27 protein-coding genes are annotated in these 19,392 nt (G+C 66.0%); 12 read left to right on the forward strand and 15 right to left on the reverse strand.

Features of this window, described 5'->3' with window-relative positions:
* Positions 1-114: 114 nt before the first annotated feature.
* Positions 115-432, reverse strand: a complete 318-nt coding sequence (locus ACFOPI_RS15555) for a DUF2322 family protein (protein WP_382175569.1) — start codon at positions 430-432, stop codon at positions 115-117.
* 40 nt (positions 433-472) lie between these two features.
* Between ACFOPI_RS15555 and ACFOPI_RS15560 the strand changes: the two genes are divergently transcribed.
* On the forward strand, positions 473-1,411 hold the full coding sequence (locus tag ACFOPI_RS15560; RefSeq protein WP_382175572.1) for a M14 family metallopeptidase: 939 nt from the start codon (positions 473-475) through the stop codon (positions 1,409-1,411).
* On the opposite strand, the gene ACFOPI_RS15565 is transcribed toward ACFOPI_RS15560, so the two are convergent.
* Positions 1,408-2,037, reverse strand: a complete 630-nt coding sequence (locus tag ACFOPI_RS15565) for a hypothetical protein (protein WP_382175575.1) — start codon at positions 2,035-2,037, stop codon at positions 1,408-1,410. The genes ACFOPI_RS15560 and ACFOPI_RS15565 overlap by 4 nt on opposite strands.
* A gap of 169 nt (positions 2,038-2,206) precedes the next feature.
* On the opposite strand from ACFOPI_RS15565, the gene ACFOPI_RS15570 reads away from it, so the two are divergent.
* Complete coding sequence (locus ACFOPI_RS15570; protein ID WP_382175577.1) at positions 2,207-3,166, forward strand: chemotaxis protein; 960 nt, start codon at positions 2,207-2,209, stop codon at positions 3,164-3,166.
* Between the two features lie 18 nt (positions 3,167-3,184).
* On the opposite strand, the gene ACFOPI_RS15575 is transcribed toward ACFOPI_RS15570, so the two are convergent.
* Positions 3,185-4,732, reverse strand: coding sequence for a sensor histidine kinase (locus ACFOPI_RS15575; protein WP_382175580.1), 1,548 nt, complete (start codon positions 4,730-4,732; stop codon positions 3,185-3,187).
* A 130-nt stretch (positions 4,733-4,862) separates the two neighbouring features.
* Here ACFOPI_RS15575 and yghU point away from each other — a divergent pair, with 130 nt between their 5' ends.
* The 3 genes from yghU to ACFOPI_RS15590 all read left to right on the forward strand — a co-directional run bounded on the left by yghU (position 4,863) and on the right by ACFOPI_RS15590 (position 7,209).
* Positions 4,863-5,687, forward strand: coding sequence for a glutathione-dependent disulfide-bond oxidoreductase (yghU, locus tag ACFOPI_RS15580; RefSeq protein ID WP_382175582.1), 825 nt, complete (start codon positions 4,863-4,865; stop codon positions 5,685-5,687).
* A gap of 264 nt (positions 5,688-5,951) precedes the next feature.
* Positions 5,952-6,281 carry a hypothetical protein gene (locus tag ACFOPI_RS15585; RefSeq protein ID WP_382175585.1) on the forward strand — a complete coding sequence of 110 codons (330 nt, stop codon included), beginning with the start codon at positions 5,952-5,954 and terminating at the stop codon, positions 6,279-6,281.
* A gap of 40 nt (positions 6,282-6,321) precedes the next feature.
* Positions 6,322-7,209, forward strand: coding sequence for a hypothetical protein (locus ACFOPI_RS15590; RefSeq protein ID WP_382175588.1), 888 nt, complete (start codon positions 6,322-6,324; stop codon positions 7,207-7,209).
* Between the two features lies 1 nt (position 7,210).
* Here the strand turns inward: ACFOPI_RS15590 and ACFOPI_RS15595 are convergent, their stop codons facing one another.
* From ACFOPI_RS15595 to mscL, 6 genes are all read right to left on the reverse strand, one after another.
* The gene (locus ACFOPI_RS15595) at positions 7,211-7,438 is read right to left on the reverse strand and encodes a hypothetical protein (RefSeq protein ID WP_382175590.1); all 228 of its coding nucleotides are present in this window, start codon (positions 7,436-7,438) and stop codon (positions 7,211-7,213) included.
* 69 nt (positions 7,439-7,507) lie between these two features.
* A complete protein-coding gene (locus ACFOPI_RS15600; RefSeq protein WP_382175593.1) occupies positions 7,508-7,699 on the reverse strand; it encodes a hypothetical protein in 192 nt (63 codons plus the stop codon).
* Between the two features lie 209 nt (positions 7,700-7,908).
* Positions 7,909-8,037, reverse strand: a complete 129-nt coding sequence (locus ACFOPI_RS15605; RefSeq protein ID WP_382175596.1) for a hypothetical protein — start codon at positions 8,035-8,037, stop codon at positions 7,909-7,911.
* A gap of 43 nt (positions 8,038-8,080) precedes the next feature.
* The gene (locus tag ACFOPI_RS15610; RefSeq protein WP_382175599.1) at positions 8,081-8,938 is read right to left on the reverse strand and encodes a transglutaminase family protein; all 858 of its coding nucleotides are present in this window, start codon (positions 8,936-8,938) and stop codon (positions 8,081-8,083) included.
* Positions 8,935-9,324, reverse strand: coding sequence for a hypothetical protein (locus ACFOPI_RS15615; protein WP_382175602.1), 390 nt, complete (start codon positions 9,322-9,324; stop codon positions 8,935-8,937). The genes ACFOPI_RS15610 and ACFOPI_RS15615 overlap by 4 nt, the downstream gene beginning before the upstream one ends.
* Before the next feature lie 19 nt (positions 9,325-9,343).
* Positions 9,344-9,862, reverse strand: coding sequence for a large conductance mechanosensitive channel protein MscL (mscL, locus tag ACFOPI_RS15620; protein WP_382175605.1), 519 nt, complete (start codon positions 9,860-9,862; stop codon positions 9,344-9,346).
* Positions 9,863-10,048: 186 nt separating this feature from the next.
* Between mscL and ACFOPI_RS15625 the strand changes: the two genes are divergently transcribed.
* The 4 genes from ACFOPI_RS15625 to ACFOPI_RS15640 all read left to right on the forward strand — a co-directional run bounded on the left by ACFOPI_RS15625 (position 10,049) and on the right by ACFOPI_RS15640 (position 13,577).
* Positions 10,049-10,276, forward strand: coding sequence for a hypothetical protein (locus tag ACFOPI_RS15625; protein WP_382175608.1), 228 nt, complete (start codon positions 10,049-10,051; stop codon positions 10,274-10,276).
* Between the two features lie 21 nt (positions 10,277-10,297).
* On the forward strand, positions 10,298-10,753 hold the full coding sequence (locus tag ACFOPI_RS15630) for a hemerythrin domain-containing protein (RefSeq protein WP_382175611.1): 456 nt from the start codon (positions 10,298-10,300) through the stop codon (positions 10,751-10,753).
* A gap of 95 nt (positions 10,754-10,848) precedes the next feature.
* Positions 10,849-12,621, forward strand: coding sequence for a T6SS phospholipase effector Tle1-like catalytic domain-containing protein (locus ACFOPI_RS15635; RefSeq protein WP_382175613.1), 1,773 nt, complete (start codon positions 10,849-10,851; stop codon positions 12,619-12,621).
* Positions 12,622-12,662: 41 nt separating this feature from the next.
* Positions 12,663-13,577, forward strand: a complete 915-nt coding sequence (locus ACFOPI_RS15640; protein ID WP_382175616.1) for a DUF3014 domain-containing protein — start codon at positions 12,663-12,665, stop codon at positions 13,575-13,577.
* 30 nt (positions 13,578-13,607) lie between these two features.
* Here the strand turns inward: ACFOPI_RS15640 and speD are convergent, their stop codons facing one another.
* The 3 genes from speD to ACFOPI_RS15655 form a co-directional block, all read right to left on the reverse strand.
* Positions 13,608-14,006 carry an S-adenosylmethionine decarboxylase gene (gene speD, locus ACFOPI_RS15645; protein ID WP_382175619.1) on the reverse strand — a complete coding sequence of 133 codons (399 nt, stop codon included), beginning with the start codon at positions 14,004-14,006 and terminating at the stop codon, positions 13,608-13,610.
* On the reverse strand, positions 14,003-14,485 hold the full coding sequence (locus ACFOPI_RS15650) for a PACE efflux transporter (RefSeq protein WP_382175622.1): 483 nt from the start codon (positions 14,483-14,485) through the stop codon (positions 14,003-14,005). Before ACFOPI_RS15650 ends, speD begins: the two co-directional genes overlap by 4 nt.
* Before the next feature lie 219 nt (positions 14,486-14,704).
* Positions 14,705-15,028 (reverse strand): hypothetical protein, encoded by a 324-nt coding sequence (locus ACFOPI_RS15655; protein ID WP_382175625.1) that lies wholly within the window; start codon positions 15,026-15,028, stop codon positions 14,705-14,707.
* Positions 15,029-15,110: 82 nt separating this feature from the next.
* Between ACFOPI_RS15655 and ACFOPI_RS15660 the strand changes: the two genes are divergently transcribed.
* A complete protein-coding gene (locus tag ACFOPI_RS15660) occupies positions 15,111-16,487 on the forward strand; it encodes an esterase-like activity of phytase family protein (protein ID WP_382175628.1) in 1,377 nt (458 codons plus the stop codon).
* A gap of 58 nt (positions 16,488-16,545) precedes the next feature.
* On the opposite strand, the gene ACFOPI_RS15665 is transcribed toward ACFOPI_RS15660, so the two are convergent.
* Complete coding sequence (locus ACFOPI_RS15665; RefSeq protein WP_382175630.1) at positions 16,546-17,409, reverse strand: restriction endonuclease; 864 nt, start codon at positions 17,407-17,409, stop codon at positions 16,546-16,548.
* 62 nt (positions 17,410-17,471) lie between these two features.
* Here ACFOPI_RS15665 and ACFOPI_RS15670 point away from each other — a divergent pair, with 62 nt between their 5' ends.
* Entirely contained in the window at positions 17,472-17,957 is a 486-nt protein-coding gene (locus ACFOPI_RS15670; RefSeq protein WP_382175632.1) for a DUF4124 domain-containing protein, read from the forward strand.
* A 39-nt stretch (positions 17,958-17,996) separates the two neighbouring features.
* On the forward strand, positions 17,997-18,617 hold the full coding sequence (locus tag ACFOPI_RS15675) for a cold shock domain-containing protein (protein WP_382175635.1): 621 nt from the start codon (positions 17,997-17,999) through the stop codon (positions 18,615-18,617).
* Positions 18,618-18,708: 91 nt separating this feature from the next.
* On the opposite strand, the gene ACFOPI_RS15680 is transcribed toward ACFOPI_RS15675, so the two are convergent.
* Both ACFOPI_RS15680 and ACFOPI_RS15685 read right to left on the reverse strand, forming a co-directional pair.
* Complete coding sequence (locus ACFOPI_RS15680) at positions 18,709-18,897, reverse strand: hypothetical protein (RefSeq protein ID WP_382175638.1); 189 nt, start codon at positions 18,895-18,897, stop codon at positions 18,709-18,711.
* A 108-nt stretch (positions 18,898-19,005) separates the two neighbouring features.
* Positions 19,006-19,314 (reverse strand): nucleotidyltransferase family protein, encoded by a 309-nt coding sequence (locus ACFOPI_RS15685; RefSeq protein ID WP_382175641.1) that lies wholly within the window; start codon positions 19,312-19,314, stop codon positions 19,006-19,008.
* Between the last annotated feature and the right edge of the window lie 78 nt (positions 19,315-19,392).

Consider the following 19,392-nt stretch of genomic DNA (forward strand, 5'->3'; position numbering starts at 1 on the left):
CGCGCGCAGCCACACCGGCCATGGCGGCGGGTGCGGTGTTTAGGGGGAACGGGCTGACGGCAAACATGGGCACGGATTGTAGATCAAGCCCGTTGACGCGAATCTGACCGCCGATCAGGCGTTGTGCGGTCGCACCAGATAGGTGGCGCTTTCCTGAGACCAGGCCATCAGGCGGTCGATGTTGGGGTGCTTGCCTGGGTTCGCCATGGCGTCTGCGGTGTGCTCGCCGTACCACTGCAGGCCCTGCGCCGCTGCTTCGGGGGTGATGGTGCCGCCGTGTTCTTTGGCCAGCGCGTGATAGACCGCCAGCGAGCCGGCCTGACCAGGCTGGTTGTGGATGCTGGCCACCAGGGCGCCAGAGGCGTCGAGCAGGTCCAGCGACGAGAGGTGGGCGACCGACGGAAGGGATTTGAGGCGTTCGGCAAAATTCATGGCCGCATTGTCGCTGCGCTACCGCACCAGAAAGCCGCCCATGACATCCCCAGAGGCCAGCTCATCCTTCTACCCCATCGGAACGCCGGGCAAGCCCTGGGGCCCGGACGAGCGTGCCCTCTGGCGTTCGCGCCAGCGGCGCCAGCGCTCTCACCGCGACAACGTGGCGGCGGCGGTGGACCGGCTGCGCGATCAATTTGACGTGCAGACGTATGGCGAGGTGATGGCCGGCGATGAGCGCTTTCCGTTGCTGGCCGTTCACAGCCGAGGGTGGAACAGCGACCGGCCGGTGGTGCTGGTCACCGGCGGAGTGCATGGCTACGAGACCAGTGGCGTGCATGGCGCCCTGCAGTTCCTGGAGCAGGATGCTGCGGCGTTCAGTGATTGGGTCAACCTGCTGGTGGTGCCTTGCGTCAGCCCTTGGGCTTACGAGCGCGTCCAGCGCTGGAACCACGATGCCGTTGATCCCAACCGCTCGTTCCGGGAGCCGAGTCTGGCGCCCGAGTCGGCCGCGCTCATGCGCCTGGTGGCTCCGCTCAAGGGGCGTTTCATCGCGCACATTGACCTGCACGAGACCACCGACAGTGACGAATCCGAGTTTCGGCCAGCCAAAGCGGCACGCGATGGCGAGGCCTTCGAGCCCTGCACGATTCCGGACGGCTTCTACGTGGTGGACGACACCGAGAACCCCCAACCCGAGTTCCAGCAGGCCATCATCGACAAGGTCTCCAGGGTCACGCACATCGCGCCCGCCGACGCCGCTGGCGGCATCATCGGCTCGCCCATGGTGGCGCCGGGTGTGATCCGGTATCCGTTGCGTGACCTTGGTCTTTGCGCCAGCATCACGGGAGCGCGATACACCGCGACCACCGAGGTCTATCCGGACAGCCCGCGGGCAACCCCGTCCCAATGCAATCTGGCGCAGACCACGGCGGTGAGCGCAGCGATCAGCTTCGCAATCGCAAGCCAGGGTGGCTAACCGTCGATCTCCACCGCTTCCACCTCGATCACGCCCTCGAACAGGTCGATGGCCGTGGCCGCCACCTGCGCGGTGTCGTAGTACGCGTAGGCGCCCATGCCGACGGCGCCGACCACTGGAATCCAGCGCGCCACGCCCTTGCCTGCCGCCTTCTGGGCCAGCTTGGCACCGATCCGTCGTGTGATGGTGCGGATCAGCACCGGCGAGGCGCGCCGCACCAGTGTGCGCTGGCCCACGCGCACCACCAGGTCGCGAACCCCCTGTGCCGCCGTGTGCTGAAACAGGCAGTACACCACCTGCTCGGGGGTGAGCGTGGCGTGTTTGCCGTAGATCGCCGCGATGTCGGCCACCAGTTGCCGCTGGATTTTCCAGACGCCCATCATCTCCGGCAGGATGGTCAGCCAGCCGACCACGCCGGGCGGCAGCGCCAGCGCGCCTGCTGCCAGCGCGGCCTTGGCCGCCGCTGCGTTGGCCGCCTTGCGGGCATCGTCCATGGGAGCGGGGCTCACCGGCTCCCGGGAAGAGGGCACCTTGCCGATCAGCGAAAGCAGGGCCTGACCGATGGGCGAAGCGTCCGTATTGCCGACGGGTTCCACGTCGATGGCTTTTCGCTGGCGTTGGGTCATGGCGGGAGCGGGTGGGTTGGCGGCGGACATGAACTGTGAACCAAGTGTCCTCTGTTTTGAAGCTGAGGCACGGGGTGAGTGAATTGGCAGGTTTTCGCCGCGCTGATCCGGACATTGGCTGGGGCGGATGCTTCGTATCCTGCAGGTGATCTTCCCATCGGAGTCCGCCATGAGCCTGAGCACCACGCTGCACGACGTCAATGAACGCGCACAGCTCACCAGCAACAATCAGTTCGAGCTGATGCTGTTCCGTCTGGGCGAGGCGCCCGACAGCGACCGCCGGGAACTGTTTGGCATCAATGTGTTCAAGGTGCGCGAGATCCTGGTCATGCCCAAGATCACGGGCATCGCCAACGCCCCACAGCAGGTGCTGGGTGTGGCCAACATCCGGGGCCAGATCATTCCGGTGATCGACCTGCCCGCCATGGTCGGCTGCACACCCAAGCGTGGTCACAACATCCTGATGGTCACCGAGTACGCCCGCACCACCCAGGCCTTTGCTGTGGAGGAAGTGGACGAGATCGTTCGGCTGGAATGGAGCGACGTGCTCGCCGCCGAAGGCAATGGTGGCGACCTGGTGACCAGCATCGCCAAGTTGGCGGGCGAGAACGGCAGCACGCGCCTGGTGCAGGTGCTCGACGTGGAACAGATCCTGCGCAGCGTGATGCCCACCACGGGCGAGGACACCGCCCTCGACCCGGTGGGCGACCAGGTGGTCCTTCCTCCGGACTCCATCGTGCTGGCTGCCGACGATTCGCCGGTCGCGCGCATGCTGATCGAACAGGGTCTGGGCTCCATGGGGGTGAATTTCGTCATGACCAAGACCGGGCAGGAGGCCTGGGACCGGCTGCAGTCGATCGACGACGAGGCTCGCGCCGAAGGCCGTTCGGCCACCGACCGGGTGGCCCTGGTGCTGACCGACCTGGAGATGCCGGTCATGGACGGCTTCACGCTCACGCGCAACATCAAGCAGGACCCGCGTTTCAAGTCCATCCCGGTGGTCATCCACTCGTCGCTCACCGGTTCGACCAATGAGGCCCATGTGCAGTCCGTGGGCGCCGATGCTTATGTGGCCAAGTTCGTGGCGTCGGAGCTCGCTTCCGCCTTGCGAAAGGTGCTCGTGCACTGAGCACCGGGCCCGGTCCGCTCAGAGTCCCTGGGGCACCTGAGCCTGTGCGCAGGGCAGGCAGAACCGGAAGAGCGCACCCTGGTCGATCTCGGCCTGTCCGTTGATCGAACCACCGTGGCGCTGCAGGATGCGCTGCACGATCGCCAGGCCGATGCCCGTGCCCGCAAACTCGTGTGGACGGTGCAGCCGTTGGAAGGGCTGGAACAGCTGGCTCGCGTACTGCATGTCGAACCCGGCGCCGTTGTCCCGCAGTTCGAACCAACCCATTCCGTCCGCCTCGCCTCCGCTGCGCAGCTCGATCACCGCCAAGTCCCGCTGAGCGGTGTACTTCCAGGCGTTGCCCAGCAGATGCTGCAGCACCAGCCGCACCAGTCCTGGATCGGCCTGCGCCCACAGCCCGGGCGCGATCCGCCAGTCGGCCTGGCGGGCCGGGTGGCTCCGTTGCAGTTCGTCGGCCACCCGCTTTGCCATGGCGCTCAGGTCGACCCGCTGCAGCTCCAGTTCGCCCCGGCTGTGTTGGGCCATGGACAGCAGATCGGTGATCAGCGAGCCCATGCGGCCCGCGTTGGACTGGATGCGCTGCAGCGACGTGCGGCCCTGGTCGCTGAGCTTCTCCGCCTCTGTTTCCAACAGCAGCGTGGAAAAACCCTGGATGCTGCGCAGCGGCGTGCGCAGGTCGTGCGACACCGAGTAGGTGAACGACTCCAGCTCCTTGTTGAGATCCTGCAGCGCCCGTGTGCGCTCGGTCACCCGCTGGTCCAGCTCGGCGTTCAGGCGCTCCAGGGCCTGTTGGGCTTCGCGCAGCTCGGTGACGTCGGTGTAGGTGGTGACAAAGCCGCGGATCTGCCCGTCGATGCTCAGGGCGCTGCCCACGATCTCCAGCGTGCGCCCGTTCGGGCGCTGGCGGATCAGCCGGTGCGGCAGGAACTGTCGCGCCAGTGCGGCCGCCTCGGCCACCTTGGTCTCCACGTCCACCTCACCGTACTCGCCGCGTTGCGCGTTGCTGCGGGCCACCTCCTCGAAGGTCACCCCCGGCTTCATCAGGCCCTCGGGCAGATCGAGCAACTGCTCGAAGCTGCGGTTCCATAGGCGGATCACCAGGTGCTCGTCGATCACCGTCACCCCCTGCGGCAGCGCGTTGATCACCGCGTCCAGATAGACAGCCAGACGCCGGGCTTCCTGCTCTGTGCGCTTGCGTTCGGTGACATCGGTGTAGATCGAGACGAACCCGCCGGTGGGCAGGGGGGTGCCGCGAATCTCGATCACGGTGCCGTCGGGCCGCTGCCGCTCGAACACATGCGGTTGCAGTGACCGGGCGCGGTCACTCACCGCCCGTGCCTGGTGCTCGGGATCGCCTGGTCCGTATTCACCCCGCCGCGCGTTGAATAGGGCAAAGTCGTACAGCGTGGGCATGCCGTGCGCGAACAGCTCGTCCGGGAAATCCAGCAGCGTGCGAACCTGCTGGTTGTAGGCCACCAGACGCTGGTCGGCATCGAACATCGTGACCCCGCTGGGCAGGTGGTCGATGATGCTTTGCAGAAGGGCGTGGTGCGGGGTGGACAGCATGGACCCGGATGTCTGGTCAGGCCGGTGGCGGTGTTGGCCGGAGCAGGCTATCACAGCGCTTGGGCACCTGCCACACCTCTTTGGGGTGTTGTCTGGGCAGGGTTTCTGCCGCTGCACTAGCATGGGCCCCATGAGCACCCACACCCCCTACACCCCCCCCGCCGTCTGGACCTGGGACCAGGGCAACGGCGGCCAGTTCGCCAACATCAACCGCCCCATCGCCGGCCCCACGCACGACAAGGCCCTGCCAGTCGGCAAGCACCCGCTGCAGCTGTATTCGTTGGCCACGCCCAACGGTGTGAAGGTGACCGTGATGCTCGAAGAGCTGCTGGCCCTGGGCCACAGCGGCGCCGAATACGACGCCTGGCTGATCAAGATCAGCGAAGGCGACCAGTTCTCCAGCGGCTTCGTCGAGGTCAACCCCAACTCCAAGATCCCTGCCCTGCTGGACCGCAGCACCGAACCGCCGACGCGCGTGTTCGAGTCTGGTTCCATCCTGCTGTACCTGGCCGAGAAGTTCGGTGCCTTGCTGCCCAAGGCGCACGGGCCGCGCACCGAGGCGCTGAACTGGCTGTTCTGGCAGATGGGCTCGGCGCCCTACCTGGGCGGTGGCTTCGGACACTTCTACGCCTACGCACCCGAGAAGTTCGAGTACCCCATCAACCGCTTCGCGATGGAAACCAAGCGCCAGCTCGACGTGCTCAACCGCCACCTGGCCACGCACACCTTCATGGCGGGTGACGAGTACAGCATCGCCGACATCGCCATCTACCCCTGGTACGGCGCCCTGGTCGAGGGCAAGATCTACAACGCGGGCGAATTCCTCTCGGTGCACGAGTACACCCATGTGCTGCGCTGGGCCCAGACCATTGGCGAGCGCCCGGCCGTGCAACGTGGCCGCCGCATCAACCGCGTGTGGGGCGACGAGGCAGGGCAGGTGCCCGAACGGCACTGAGCTTCCCGGGCGATGCCGGCCGGCGGGAGCCTATACTCCGCCAAAAAAGCATCCAGGGAGTGCCAACGCGCGCGTTTCGTGACCACTTGCGTCACCCGCCGTGCACGGCCTCCCACGTTCCTTCAACGGTTCGCATCCAGGAGGTAGTCCGTGACCACACCCCGATCCCCGCACACGCGCCGACCTTGGCTCGTCGGCCTATCCGCCGGTCTTCTCGTCCTTTCCGGAACCGCCTGTTCCAGCACCACCCCTGTCAGGAATGCTATGAACACCACCGCATCGCCGTCGCTTGTCAGCGCCTGGAACATCCAGTTTCGACCCGTGGGCAACGAGCAGGCCCAACTGAGCTTCCGGCCGCTGGTTTCCAGCGCCAAGAAGTACGTTGGCGCCGACCACCGCAGTGACGGCAAGACCCTGTGGGTCACGCTCAAGAGCTGCCTGGTCACCGAGAGCTGCAGCGCCATGAGCCCGGCGCAGCCGGCGCCGGGCGCCGCCGACAAGTTCACCTACATGGTGGTGCTCCCCTACAAGGGCGAGAAAGTGGTGGTGCAGGGGCAGGGCGACGTGCAGGAAGAACTGCCGGTATCGCGCTGAGCGGCACATCGGGCACAGCAGCTCTGGGGAGGGCACCACCATGTCAGACGACGTCATCCTGGGCGTGCACAGCAACGTCAGCAAGGGGCAGATCGACCCCGAAACCGGCCAGGCCTACGGATTCGACGCCGGACACGCCTGGATCTCGGTCACGCGTGACGGCAAGACCACCAACTACGGCCTGTGGCCCGACGGGCATCCACGGGTTGAAGACAACGGCAGCGGCAGCGACATCCGAACGGGCATGGAAGACGGCGACACGCCGGCCGCCAGCCGCTACTACCGTCTGACCCCTGAGCAGGCCACCAAGCTCGACGGACTGCTCAAGGCCAACGAAACCTGGGGCTACACCAACAACTGTTCTTCTTGGGCGCGCGACATCGTCGAATCGGTGACGGGCGTGCACCTGAACGCCGACGACCCGGGCGTCCTTTGGACCGAGACACCGCGCCAACTGGGCGACAGCATCCACCGCCTCGAAGAAAAAGACCGGACCAGCCCCGCGAGCCCGACCACCCCACCGCCCGCCAAAAGCAGCAGCTCGCTCGGCGCCCGCGCCGATCTGTCGGACACGTCCCGCCAGTTGCTGCAGGACAGCGACCGGCACGTGAGGCAACTGGCCGAGCAGCACGGGCTGCCCTGGGACCAAGGCATGGACAACACCGTCGCAGCTGTCGCACAGCAGGCACGGGAAGAAGGCCTGACCGGCATCACGCACCTCAAGGCCGGTGGCGGCAAGATCCGCTTCGCCCAGGCCGATGGTTACGGGCTCAAGGAAGGTGCGGTGGACGCGCGTACGGCAGCCAACGCGCCTGCGCACGAATCCGAAGCCGCGCTGGCCATGGCTGATGCACGGACGGCGTCTCAACCGGCCGCCGACAGCCGGGCCGCGCCCCAGGTCGACGCGCCAGCGATGCGGCTTGGCTGACCTAGGCCTGCCACACCCCGAACCCCGCCGAGCGCAGGTCGATGCCGATCTCGACCTCGCGCTGCTGCGCGTCCTCGTAGGTCATCGGGTTGAAGCCTTCATAGAGATCGGGCAACAGGCGCAGCTCGTACTTCATCACGTAGGCGTTGGCCTGGATGCCGGCCTTGTGCTTGTCGAATCGCACATCCGGGTCCAGCTCGATCACGTAAACGTGGTGGTAGCGGGGCATGCGTCGGGTGCGCGTGGGCGGTGGGGCGCAGTGTAGGGACTCCCTGCCGACCCGGCCTGCGGGCGCAGGTCAGCAGGCGAACACGCTCAGGTACAAGGGGATGTCGCTGACGGGTCTCAGCGGCGGCCGGGCGTCGCCGTTGGCGAGGATGCTGGCCAGCTCTTCGGCGGCGCGGGCTTCCGTGGCGGTTTCGTAACGCACCTCGGTGAGGGTGATGCCGTAGCCCGGACTGGTGTTGGTGGACGGCTCGAGTTCCCGCACCCGCACCTGGATGCCGTCGATGCACGCCTTGAGCGTCCGCTGGAGAGTACACGCACGTGCTGCGCTGGGCCAAGGCCATCGGCGAGTGCCCGGCCGTGCAGCGCGGGCGCCGCATCAACCGCGTGTGGGGCGACGAGGCAGGGCAGGTGCCCGAACGGCACTGACGCGGTTCGGTCTCCACCCGAACACATGCCGATTGGCGGGAGGTGTCAGGAGCCGAGCACCGAGGCGCTCCAGAGCGGTTGCCGGCCTTCCACGATCTCGACGCGCTCGCCGAAATCGGACCAGAACCGTCCCAGCATTGCAAGCAGCTCGAAGTCTTCGTCGTTCCAGTGCAAGGTGGCCAGGTGCCGGGCGATCTGCAGTTGCGTGTCTCGTCCGTCAGCGGGCTTGTACCTGCACGTCCACCCGCATGTCGATGTAGTCGTCGGTGACCCCAAACCACTGGCCTGTCAGGGGGGGCACCTCGGTGGCCTCGCGCGCCACGGCGATGCGGATGAGATCGCTGCCACCAATGAGGTTGTTGGTCGGGTCGACCGGGAACCAGCCCCCGTCGGGCAGGTAGACCTGAACCCAGCCGTGCGTGGCGCCGCCGCCTTGGATGCCGTCTTGCGCCGGGCTGTACACGAATCCGGAGACAAAGCGAGCAGCGATGCCCAGGCGCCGCAGCGCGTCGATCATGAGTGTCGCGAAGTCCCGGCAGGCGCCACTGCCCATCGCCAATGTCTGTGCAGGCGCCTGGGTGCCTTCTTCGTCACGGGCGGCGTAGCGAAAGCCGGAGCGGATCGCATCGCACATGGCTTCGATGATCTGGCGGGGCGAGCCGTCGGCTCCCACGAAGCCTTGCGCCCATGTCCGCACCTGGTGGGTGGGGTCTTCGAACGAAGGCAGCAGGAAGGGGGTGAGCGCCAGGCGTTCCACGCTGGTGTAGTCGGGCGGCATCCATCCCGGTGCTGACTCGGCGCCCGCGACGAAGGCCACGCTGCCCAGATGCTCGACTGAAAAGCGACTGGTGATGAGCAGGCTGTCGGCCGGCCCGTCCGGTTGCAGCAGCACCACCGAGTTGCCGTACACATCGTGCACCATGGAGGTCCGGGACGCCCGCGGCGAAACCTCCAGGTTGGTGGCGAGCACCCGCATGTCGTGGCTGTCGCGTGGACGGAACGTCAGCCTGTGGAGCCCGAAGGTCACGGGACGCTGGAAGCGGTATTCGGTGGTGTGAACGATGTCGTAGATCATGGTCGCAACCCGGGCACGGTCACCGAGAGTTCGCGCAGCACGCCGCCGCTGGCCACGTCACCCTGCACGCGGCCTTCGCCCGATGCCATGCGTTCGCACAGTTCACGCTCTGTGCCAGCCGGGTGCACCTGGCAGCGCACCAGGGCATTGCGGGCCAGGGTGGCGGCATCGGTTGTCGGGGCGCGCTGGCCCCGCAGCGCCTCCTGGCGAACCGCTCCGGCTTCGCGCAGGCAGTCCTGGCGGGCCACGGGATCGGAGCGCAACAGGCAGGCCTGGCGGTCGGCTTCGTATTGCGCCTGCACAGACGGCTGGTCGCCCGCGGCCACCGCCGGAACGAGAGAGCCACATAGAGCGACGGAAAAAAGACTGCAGGCCAGAGTATTCATGGTGGGTCTCCTGGAAAGGTCAGGTCGAAGGTGCCAGGTTGGTGCCGGGAGGCACCTCCTGCAGATGGGAAGTGCAATGCGGACACCGCGTGGCGAGGAAGTCGATCGTGGTGCGGCAGTGTGGGCACTTCTTTTCGGTGGGTGCCGCGTCGCTGGCCAGCCCGGGCTTGTCGATGAGGGCTTCCAGTCGTGCTTCGGCGCGCTGAAGTGTCCGCACCACCAGGAACATGGCAAGCGCCACGATGGCGAACGCCACCAGGTTGTTGATGAACACGCCATAGTTCAATGTGACCGCGCCCGCAGCCTGCGCGTCGGCCAGTGTCACGTACGGTGCCGGCGCCTTGGGCCCGGCCTTGAGCACCCAGAACAGGCCGGAGAAGTCCGTGCGCCCGAGCATCAATCCCACCGGAGGCATGAGCACGTCATTGACCAGGCTCTTGGCGATGGAGCTGAACGCGGCTCCGACGGTGAAACCGACCGCGAGGTCGATCAGGTTGCCACGGCGGGCGAACCGGGAAAAGTCGTTGATCCAGGTCATGCGCCGATCATCCGCAGCCCGATGGCCGTCGTGCGTCCGACAACACCGACGGTGCGTGTAGGACAGAACCGCATCGCCGGGCGGTGCCGTGGCGTGTCGGCGCCGTCCTACGCACAGGCGCAGCCGCCGCCGACGTGCCCAGGTGGTGGAGCACGGCAAGCTGGGAACACCTCAATGGAGAACGCCATGACACACCTCCGAAATTCCTGGACCGAAGGGCATACGCGCTGTGTCCTGCTCGTGATCGCCGCCCTGGCCATCCTGCTGTCTTTGACCACGCTGGTGGATCTGATCAAGCAGAACACGGCCAGGGGTGAGGCTCTTCGCGCCAGTCTGTCCGGTCCGCACCGGATGGTGGTGGCGGAGCCGCCACAGAACACCGCTGTTGAGCAGGTGGCGACGGCCCTTCCCTGACGCCACGACTGGAGAAATCGCATGAACAACATCTATGACGCATTGCGCGAAAGCCATGAACTCCAACGCAGCCTCTGTACGCGGCTGACCCGGACACGGGCCGCCAACCCCCAGGGCCGACAAGAGGTGCTGCAGGAACTCAAGGCCGAGCTGGCGGCCCATGCCGCCGCCGAAGAACGCTTCCTCTACGCACCCATCCTCATGGACGACCGGGGCCTGGACGCCTCGCGCCACGCGCTGTCCGAGCATCATGAGATCGACGAGGCGATCGAAGACATGGAGGCGCTGGACCCAGCCGGGCAGGCCTGGGGCGAACACGCGAAGGCCCTGGCCCATAAGGTGCGTCACCACCTCAAGGAAGAGGAAACCCGCTTCTTCCAGGTCTCCGGCAAGATCCTGTCGAACACCGAGAAGGTGCGGCTGGGCCGCGCCTACCGCAGCGACTACGCGCGCATGCTGCAGCAACTGGCGGCCTGAAGCGCCGCGACCTCGGCGTCCCCAGGGCGGAGGTGGTATCCGCGCGCCCGCAGGAAGATACTGGATGCTCCCGCTGCTTGAGAAGGAGCCGTCCCATGAGCGCTTCCACGCCACGCCAGATCGTCCTCTGCTGCGACGGGACCAACAACAACCTCACGGGGGGTGAGCGCGACACCAACGTCGTGCGGTTGTGCCAGCTGCTCCGAACGCATGGAGACGCCGGCCAGCTGGTGTTCTACGACCCCGGTGTCGGCAACCCTGGCGAGCTGCCCGGGGCCACCGTCTGGGACAGCATCAACCGATACGGCGAGCGGCTGGCGGGCCTGGCCTTCGGTCGCGGGGTCTACGAGAACATGGCCGAGTGCTACCAGTTCCTCATGTCGAACTACCAGCCCGGCGACGAGCTCTACGTCTTCGGCTTTTCGCGGGGGGCCTTCACGGCGCGCAGCGTGGCGGGACTGGTCAACATGTTCGGCATCCTGCAGCCGCACATGGTGTCGATGGTGCCGTCGCTGCTGCACGTCTACTTCTCGGACCGCGACACCCGTGGCGACAGCGCGCGCCGCATCGCCCGGCAGGCCACGCAGCTGTTCGCCGATCCCTTCGAACAGCACGTCAACATCCACTTCGTGGGTGTCTGGGACACGGTGGCGTCGGTGGGCATGCCGCCGTTCTCCAAGCAGTTCACCGCGCGGGCCGACGTGGGCGGCAAGCGCTTCCTCAACGTACGCCAGGCGCTGGCGCTGGACGAATACCGCGCCCAGTTCGCTCCCCGGCAGTACGTCGACCCCAACGGTGAGTACCGCTCCGACCGCGGCCTGCCGGTATCGCTCAAACAGCTCTGGTTCTCCGGCGCGCATTGCGATGTGGGTGGCGGCTACACGCCCGACCGGCTTGCGCTCGCTGATCGAGCCATGGGCTGGCTGGTGGGCGAGGCCGTGGAATGTGGCCTTCGCCTGTACACCGCAGACGGCCAGCCGATGAACGACCAGCAGGTGCTGGAGGCGTTGTACCCCGACCCGCCGAACCCTAAACCGCTGGTGCCTGTGGTCCACAGCGAACTGCACCGCACGCCACTGTGGGCCGTCACGGGTATGAAGGTCCGGACGCCCGGTCTGGTTCCCGACGGGGTCGGTGGTCACCAGACCATTCCCGCCGAAGAACATCCCAGCGTGCAGCGCCTCAAGGTGGATTACCCGGAAGACACCGACTGGGCCCGGCCCCAGCCGTGGCTGCCCATGCTCGCGTGGTGCCTGGCCTTCCTGGTGCTGTATGGCGGCATCGGCCAGATGCTTCTGAAGTCCGAACACTATGCGCAGCTGAGCTTCTGGGCCGACCTGTGGCAGGCGCTCTCCAGCTACCCGGCATTCCTGGCCACCAACCTGGACTTCGTGCACTGGCAGATGCTGTGGTTCTACGATGGTCTCTCTGTCGTCGAAACGGGCCAGATCTGGGAAGGCCTGATCACCGGTCTGCAACAGGTGAACCTGTTCGGATCGCCGCGCTGGTCGCTGCTGTGGGACCTGGGCCTCATCGTGGCTTACGCCCACGTGCTGTCGCGCTTCTGCGTGGCTGGCTTCGCCCGCGGTGCCGGGCTGCGGCGCGTGGGGCAGCCCGTCTCGCGTTTGCTCAACCGCCTGGGCTGGGCGCTGCCGCTGATGGTGTTTTCCGACGTCGGCGAAAACCTGTTCACCTGGCTCACCATCACGCTCACCCACAGCGAGTACTTCTTCGTCGCGGCCGTCACCGGCGCGCTGATGTCGCTGCTGGCGCTGCTGAAATGGCTGGGTCTGGTGGGCGTGTTGTGGCTGGCCCTGTGGCCTGGCAGGGCGAGTGGCCGGGTGGACCTGGCCCCGCCAGGGGCGTAGGATGGGCCGCGTTTCCACTCGCACCTGTAGTCAAGAGGCCCATGCAACCTGAACTGGATCGCGACGAGTACCGTCCCCCCGAGCCTTCCCGAACTCCCTCGCTGCTCGTGGTGGCCATCGTGTTGGCCCTGGTGGCCGCAGCTGGCTACTTCGCCTGGCAGCATTACCGGCCGGTGCCCGATCTCGAGGCCGTGCCCGTGGCCGCTGCGCCGGCCGCTCCCGCAGAGCAGACACCACCGGCGGCCCCGGCCGCAGCGCCAGCCACGCCCTCGGTCGAACACCCCATCGACGCGGCCGAAACGGGCGCCGATGCCCAGGCCGACAAGGAGCCCCTGCCCACACTCGCCGACGCCGGCCCGCAGGTGAACCAGATGCTGGAGCGTTTGATCGGCCGCAAGAACGTGCTCCACTTCCTGCAGATCGACGGCTTCCTGTCCCATGCGGTGGCCACCGTGGACAACCTCGCGCGGCCACATGCGCCGGTCACCGTCTGGCCCGTCAGCCCTACGCCCCAGCGCTTCACCACCCAGCGCAACGCCGCCGACGGCACCGAGACCATCCACCCCGAGAACAGCCGGCGCTACCAGCCCCTGGTGGGTCTGATCGAGTCGGTCGACACGGCCCAGGCGGTGGGCATGTACCGACGCCTCTACCCGCTGGTGCAGCAGGCCTATGTGGAGCAGGGCTTCCCAGGGCGCTACTTCAACGACCGGCTGGTTCAGGTGATCGACCACCTCATCGCCACCCCCGTGCCGGCGCAGGCGCCGGCCGTGCATCTGGTCGAAGTGAAAGGCTCTGTGCCCTCGCAGCGGCCCTGGGTGCGCTACGAGTTTGCCGACCCCGAGCTGCAGAGCCTGTCGGCCGGCCGCAAGATCCTCATCCGCATCGGGCCCGACAACCAGCGGCGCCTGCAGGCCAAGCTGGCCGACATCCGCGGGCATCTGGTGAAGAAGTAGACCCTGCGAAGTCGGACCTAGGCTGGCGCATCAGGCCAGGTTCTCTGACGGATACCGTGTTCCGCGCGACACCACATTCACCTCCGCCGATTCGGCCCAGAACGCGATCGACAGCATGGCTTTCACCCTGTCGGTGTCCAGATCGTTCTGGCAGGTGTAGACGTCGGCGCTCACGAAACGGCGGGCAGGAAAAGTGTGGAAGCTGATGTGGCTCTCGGCGATCATCACGAAACCGCTCACCCCGCCTGGGTCCTTTCGGTTGAGCGGGCCGACCTCCACCACGCACGGCTCGCAGATGGCGTGCATGCCCAGCGCGCGGGGAAGGTCTATGAGCAGGTTGCGCAGCATGTCGAGATTGGACAGACGTTCGGGCGAAGCGCCGTAGCCATCGAACATCAGGTGAACGCCAAACTGTTCGGTGCGGGTCATGAAGGACTCCTTGGGGAAGGGGCGGTCGTTGTGCTCGGCGTCCGGACCGGCCTCAGGCGGTCAAAGCACCAGTGAAAAACCCAGGCATAGGCGGTGTAGAACAGGGTCAGCCCCAGATCGAGCAATAGCGCGTCGAACCACGAGTAGCCGCCCATCCAAACAATCAGCGGCAGCGTGGCGAACAACGTGGACAACTCGTGGCTGAACGCGTGCACCCAGCGCGAAACGCCGTGGCGATCACTGGCCACGCGGCCAAACCAGCGGGCATCGAGCCAGTCAAACACCGTGTTGTGAACCGGTGACCACAGCATCACAGCGACCGACAGCGTCACCAGCAGCTGCAACGACTCGCCCGCGGACACGCTGAACAACCACTGGTACAGCGGCGCAGCAATCAGCAGCGCCCCCAGCTCGTACGACAGGGTCTGGATCACCCGCTCGCGCATTGAACGCAACGGGATGCTTCGCTCGGTGGACATGCGGCACCTCCATGCCCGAAGGACATGGGCGGATGCTAGGAACCAGAGGAGCGCGCCGCATCCTTCAGGAAGAGGAAACGGGCACTCCAAGAGGGGAGGAAAACGGTTTTCCGGCGCCTCGGCGTGCTACGAAGGTGTCCAGCTTGTGCAGCGCAAGCCCGCCACCGCGCCCGAGAGCACCAACCGTTGCGATGTAAAACTCTGAGTGCTGACGCCTGATCAGGCCTGCCACACCCCGAACCCCGCCGAGCGCAGGTCGATGCCGATCTCGACCTCGCGCTGCTGCGCCTCCTCATAGCTCATCGGGTTGAAACCCTCGTACAGGTCCGGCAGCAGGCGCAGGCCGTACTTCATGACATAGCCATTCGCCTGGATGCCCGCCTTGTGCTTGTCGAAGCGCACATCCGGGTCCAGCCCCGTCATGCCCACGTACACGCACGGCTTGCCCTGGACGTAACCCGGGTTGCACTGGCGGAACTTGCGTTCCTGCAGCACATCCGGGTGCAGCTCGATCACATAGACGTGGTGGTGGGGACGGGGCATGACAACCGTCATTGTTGCGTCACAGGGCCTTCATCAGCCGTGCATAGGCTCATCGGCTTCTTCAACAAGAGCCGTTTCCTTCATGTCTTTCCACGCTCCAACCCGTCTGGCCGCCGCGCTGGCCCTTGCCGCCACCGCTTTCAGCGCCACCGCACAGACCGAAGTGACCGCCGTGCTGGCCGGCCACGCCGCCCTGTCCACCTACGCCACCGTGCCAGCGCCCAAGGCGGCCGGCCCGTTCTTTGAAATCGCCGGCCGCTTCAACGCCGCCAACCGCCAGCGCAACGAAGCGCTGGGCACCTTTGAGGCCAATACCTTCGTGGGCGACGCCAAGTACCCGCGCAAGTCCGGCGGCAAGCTGCCCATCAAGGGCCAGTCGGTGCAAGGCTTCTCCGGCATCGTGTCGCTGGGCAAGTCCGAGTTTCTGGCCCTCACCGACAACGGCTTCGGCAGCAAGCTCAATTCACAGGACGCGCTGCTGATGGTCCACCACCTCAAGACCGACTGGTCCAAGGGCGAGGTCACCCGCCTCAAGACCACCTTCCTGCACGACCCCGACCGCAAAGTCCCCTTCGCCATCCAGAACGAAGCCACGGCCCAGCGCTACCTCACCGGCGTGGACTTTGACCCCGAATCCATCCAGGTGGTGGGCGATGAATGGTGGATCGGCGAAGAGTTCGGCCCCTATGTGCTGCGCGTCACCCCCCAGGGCAAGGTGCTGGGCGTGATCGAAGCCGTGGTGGACGGCAAGGCCTACCGCAGCCCCGACCACTATATGAACGGCCGCCTGCCCAACTACCCGGGCGATGCCAGCTTCGAAGTGCGCCGCAGCGGCGGTTTTGAGCCCATGGCCAAATCCATCGACGGCAAGACCCTGTACCCCATGTTCGAGTGGCCCCTGTGGGACGCCGCTGCCAAGAGCCAGGAAATGCACAAAGGCAAGCCCTTCACCCGCATCCTGGAGCTGGACGCCGCCAGCAAGACCTACACCGCCCGCCAGTGGAAATACGCCTTTGAAGAAGCCGGCAACGTCGCTGCCGACTTCCAGATGCTCAGCGCCACCACCGGCCTCGTCATTGAGCGCGACGACGCCACCGAAGGCGCGGGCCAGGTCTGCAAGGACGAACCCCGCACCGACTGCTTCACCCGCCCGGCCCGCTTCAAGCGCATCTACAAGATCGACTTCGCACAGACCGACGCCGACGGCTTCGTGAAGAAGGTGGCCTACATCGACCTCACCAAAATCGCCAACCCCCAGCGCCTGGCCAAGCGCGGCCCGAACGAAGACAGCTTCGTGCTGCCGCACCTGGGCCCTGAAGGCTTGAGCGTGGTCGACGCCACTCACATCGTGGTGGTGAACGACAACAACTTCCCGTACTCCAGCGGCCGCACCCTGGGCCAGCCGGACGACAACGAACTGACCCTGCTCAACATCCAGGCGCTGATCGACGCGAAGTGATCGGGTGAGCCGACCGGTGCCGCCTCGGCAGAGGCGGCACACGAAGGAGGCAGAGCGCTTAGTCTGCTTTCATCTGCAGCGTCCGCTTGCAGCGCGGGTAGTTCACACAACCCCAGAAGCGGTTGCCGTCTTTGCCCGATGTTCGTTCGGTCATTTTCACGCCACAGCTGGCACAGGTGGGCTTCCAGTATTCCCCTTCGTAGGCCACTTCGAGCAGGAGTGCCTGTTGTTCCGGCGTGCGCTGGGCGATCAGCTTGAGCAGGCCTGCGCCGTCCTGCGCGTTGATGCCGTTGGCCTTGGCAAATTCCAGCGCGTCGGCTGTGTAGCGCGAGGTGGTCGCGTAGGTGCCGCGTTTGAGGCCCTTGGACACCATCACGCCCAGAAACTCGCGCATCTCCTTGACCGTCACGGGCTTGCCTTGCCAGTGCTTGCACTGCACCACCGACACTGGTCCCTCAGCATTCTTCGAATGCAGCCAGATGTCGACCCCGCCGTCCGCGCCATGTGACTGAGAGCGCGTTTCGAAACCGGCCTGCGCGAACAGCGCTTCCACCACCGCCTCAAACCGCCGCCACTCGATGGCCGCGAACACTTCTGAACTCCAGCGGTCGGCCTTCTCCCGTTGTACCCGCTGTGTTCGAGCGTCCACTGAGCCGACCGGCGTGACGGGCTGAGTCTGCTTTGCCGCAACCACCTTCTTCAAGACAAGGTGCGTGCCGAGCAAGCCGAGACCGATGACCAACGGAAACCAGAGGACAGATCGCAAGGAAGTCCCGACGGCGGCGAGCATGGGATTGCCGGTCGGCATGACGCTGGTGAGCCAGAAAGCGCCGGCCAGAACCAGCAGCAGAACGCCTTTCTCCAGAAACGGCTCAGAACGGCGTTTGCGTGAACTTTTGCCGGGGTGTCTGCGACGGCTCATTGATATCCTCCCTGAAACTTTTCGGCCCGCATGATGCCGCAGGCCGGAGCAGGGAGGGAACGATGGACATCCGATCACGTGCGAACCGTCACGCCGCTGCGTGGCCCCGCTGGGGTACGGTTCTGACGGCCGCTTGCCTGGCCAGCACCATTGCGCAGGCCCAATCGGTCTACCGATGCGAGACCAACGGCCAGGTCGCCTACTCGCACGAGCCCTGCGTTGGGGCCAAGGTTGTCGACACCACGCCCACGCAGGGCCTGGACAAGTCGACCGGCGTGAGCCGCAAGGGGCGCGATGTGCAGCGCGAGGAATTCAAACGGTCGATCAACGAAGCTATGCGTCCGCTGACCGGTATGTCTCACGAGCAGACCAAGACGTTCGAACGACGCATCAAACTGCCCGCCAGCGCACAGTCCGAATGCAAGGTGCTCGACATGCGCCTGCCAGATCAGGAGCAGGCAGTACGCACAAGCACCCCAGCAGCCAAGGCCGAAGCGGAGGTGCAGCTGTTCCTGAGTCGGCGGCGATTTCGTGAGCTGGGTTGTTGAGGACCTGGCGCCGAGATCAGAAAACGAGAAGCAAGAACCATGAACACCGTCGTACCCAGATTCCACGGCAAGCTCACCAAATGGAATACCGACCGAGGCTTCGGCTTCGTGGTGGCCGACCAGGGTGGGCAGGAACTCTTCGTCCACGTGTCCGCGTTTCCGCGCGAAGGGCGGTCGCCGGTGATCGGCGAGTCGCTGTCGTTTGAGCTGGAGCTGGACAAGGAGGGACGCAAGCGTGCGGTGAGGGTGCGTCGGCCGGGCGATCCGCAGCCGAGGGCCTCACGTCATCCCAGGCAGGGCACGACGGAGGGGGCGCGGCGCCGGGCGCCCGAGCGAGCCGGATCGGGGTCGTTCGGCTCGGTCCTGATCGCCTTGCTGCTGGCGGCTGGTGTGGGATGGTTCGGCTACTCCCGCTACACCGAACGCGTCGAGGCGATGCCTACCGCGTCACAGAGTCTGGTGAGCCCGGCGCAAACCGCAGCCCCCGAGATTGCGTCTCCAGCTTTTCAGTGCGACGGCCGCAAGCACTGCTCTCAGATGAGTTCGTGCAGCGAGGCCAAGCTGTTTCTGCAGAACTGCCCAGGCATGGAAATGGACGGAGACCACGACGGCATTCCGTGCGAGCAGCAGTTGTGTTCTGGCCCTTTTGGCGGCGGATGACGCGTTCGCATGTGCGCCGAGTTCTTGCGCAAACGCAAGCTGCCACACCGGCTGCGCAGGAGCTCATCCAGTGTGTTCGACCCTGGCGGGTTCAAACCACCGGGTTGGTGATCTTTCCTGTTTTCCAGCTCTGGGTGGGCAGCTTCAGGCCCTGCGCCGCCAGTTGCTTGCGGGCGTGAGCGGCGGCCTGTTTGAGCGCGAGATGAATGCGGGCTTGTTCGCTTACGGTCCGGGTCGGCTTGTTGGTATTCACCGTGCGATGGACTGAAGCAAAAGTCATTTCTCAGGATCGTTCACAAATGTGCGACGGGGCGTCCCGGCTGCGATGGTTTCGATGCGACCGACCGCCTGCGCCGCCTCGCGTACCTCCCACAGGAAGGCGCGCGGGTCACGTTGCATAAACGGGCTCGCGGTGGCGGTTGATGCTGGCCAGCACGTAGGGGTTGCGCACCGCGCCCGGCTCCACCAGGTCCACACCCCGGCCCAGCAACTGCTCCAGCTCGGCCTTGGCGCCGTAGGAGTTGCGCAGGTCCGGCCGGGCGTCGGCCGCGAACTCCACCAGAAAGTCCGCGTCGCTGCTCTCGGCCACAAAGTCATCGCCTCGAGCGGCCGAGCCGAACACCTCCAGCCGGCGGATGCCGTAGCGCTGGCAGATGGCCGCAATGGACGCGCGGTGTTGGGCGATGGCGGGGTGCATGGGCGCGAGTGTACCGATGGGCACTGTTGACAGCGAGTGCGGCCGCATTCCCTGCGAGTTGGTGCATCATGCGCCCCA

The sequence above is a fragment of the Hydrogenophaga luteola genome (genome assembly GCF_042648585.1).
In the GTDB taxonomy this organism is placed as follows: domain Bacteria; phylum Pseudomonadota; class Gammaproteobacteria; order Burkholderiales; family Burkholderiaceae_C; genus Hydrogenophaga; species Hydrogenophaga luteola.

Coding starts and splice junctions, on each gene's coding strand:
- ACFOPI_RS15570 (WP_382175577.1), top strand. CDS start 2,207: ATGAGCCTGAGCACCACGCTGCACGACGTCAATGAACGCGCACAGCTC.
- ACFOPI_RS15680 (WP_382175638.1), bottom strand. CDS start 18,897: ATGACTTTTGCTTCAGTCCATCGCACGGTGAATACCAACAAGCCGACC.
- ACFOPI_RS15555 (WP_382175569.1), bottom strand. CDS start 432: ATGAATTTTGCCGAACGCCTCAAATCCCTTCCGTCGGTCGCCCACCTC.
- ACFOPI_RS15640 (WP_382175616.1), top strand. CDS start 12,663: ATGCAACCTGAACTGGATCGCGACGAGTACCGTCCCCCCGAGCCTTCC.
- ACFOPI_RS15635 (WP_382175613.1), top strand. CDS start 10,849: ATGAGCGCTTCCACGCCACGCCAGATCGTCCTCTGCTGCGACGGGACC.
- ACFOPI_RS15655 (WP_382175625.1), bottom strand. CDS start 15,028: ATGCCCCGTCCCCACCACCACGTCTATGTGATCGAGCTGCACCCGGAT.
- yghU (WP_382175582.1), top strand. CDS start 4,863: ATGAGCACCCACACCCCCTACACCCCCCCCGCCGTCTGGACCTGGGAC.
- ACFOPI_RS15650 (WP_382175622.1), bottom strand. CDS start 14,485: ATGTCCACCGAGCGAAGCATCCCGTTGCGTTCAATGCGCGAGCGGGTG.
- ACFOPI_RS15675 (WP_382175635.1), top strand. CDS start 17,997: ATGAACACCGTCGTACCCAGATTCCACGGCAAGCTCACCAAATGGAAT.
- ACFOPI_RS15625 (WP_382175608.1), top strand. CDS start 10,049: ATGACACACCTCCGAAATTCCTGGACCGAAGGGCATACGCGCTGTGTC.
- ACFOPI_RS15565 (WP_382175575.1), bottom strand. CDS start 2,037: ATGACCCAACGCCAGCGAAAAGCCATCGACGTGGAACCCGTCGGCAAT.
- ACFOPI_RS15670 (WP_382175632.1), top strand. CDS start 17,472: ATGGACATCCGATCACGTGCGAACCGTCACGCCGCTGCGTGGCCCCGC.
- ACFOPI_RS15585 (WP_382175585.1), top strand. CDS start 5,952: ATGAACACCACCGCATCGCCGTCGCTTGTCAGCGCCTGGAACATCCAG.
- ACFOPI_RS15685 (WP_382175641.1), bottom strand. CDS start 19,314: ATGCACCCCGCCATCGCCCAACACCGCGCGTCCATTGCGGCCATCTGC.
- ACFOPI_RS15560 (WP_382175572.1), top strand. CDS start 473: ATGACATCCCCAGAGGCCAGCTCATCCTTCTACCCCATCGGAACGCCG.
- ACFOPI_RS15660 (WP_382175628.1), top strand. CDS start 15,111: ATGTCTTTCCACGCTCCAACCCGTCTGGCCGCCGCGCTGGCCCTTGCC.
- ACFOPI_RS15630 (WP_382175611.1), top strand. CDS start 10,298: ATGAACAACATCTATGACGCATTGCGCGAAAGCCATGAACTCCAACGC.
- ACFOPI_RS15610 (WP_382175599.1), bottom strand. CDS start 8,938: ATGATCTACGACATCGTTCACACCACCGAATACCGCTTCCAGCGTCCC.
- ACFOPI_RS15595 (WP_382175590.1), bottom strand. CDS start 7,438: ATGCCCCGCTACCACCACGTTTACGTGATCGAGCTGGACCCGGATGTG.
- mscL (WP_382175605.1), bottom strand. CDS start 9,862: ATGACCTGGATCAACGACTTTTCCCGGTTCGCCCGCCGTGGCAACCTG.
- ACFOPI_RS15590 (WP_382175588.1), top strand. CDS start 6,322: ATGTCAGACGACGTCATCCTGGGCGTGCACAGCAACGTCAGCAAGGGG.
- speD (WP_382175619.1), bottom strand. CDS start 14,006: ATGACCCGCACCGAACAGTTTGGCGTTCACCTGATGTTCGATGGCTAC.
- ACFOPI_RS15575 (WP_382175580.1), bottom strand. CDS start 4,732: ATGCTGTCCACCCCGCACCACGCCCTTCTGCAAAGCATCATCGACCAC.
- ACFOPI_RS15615 (WP_382175602.1), bottom strand. CDS start 9,324: ATGAATACTCTGGCCTGCAGTCTTTTTTCCGTCGCTCTATGTGGCTCT.
- ACFOPI_RS15665 (WP_382175630.1), bottom strand. CDS start 17,409: ATGAGCCGTCGCAGACACCCCGGCAAAAGTTCACGCAAACGCCGTTCT.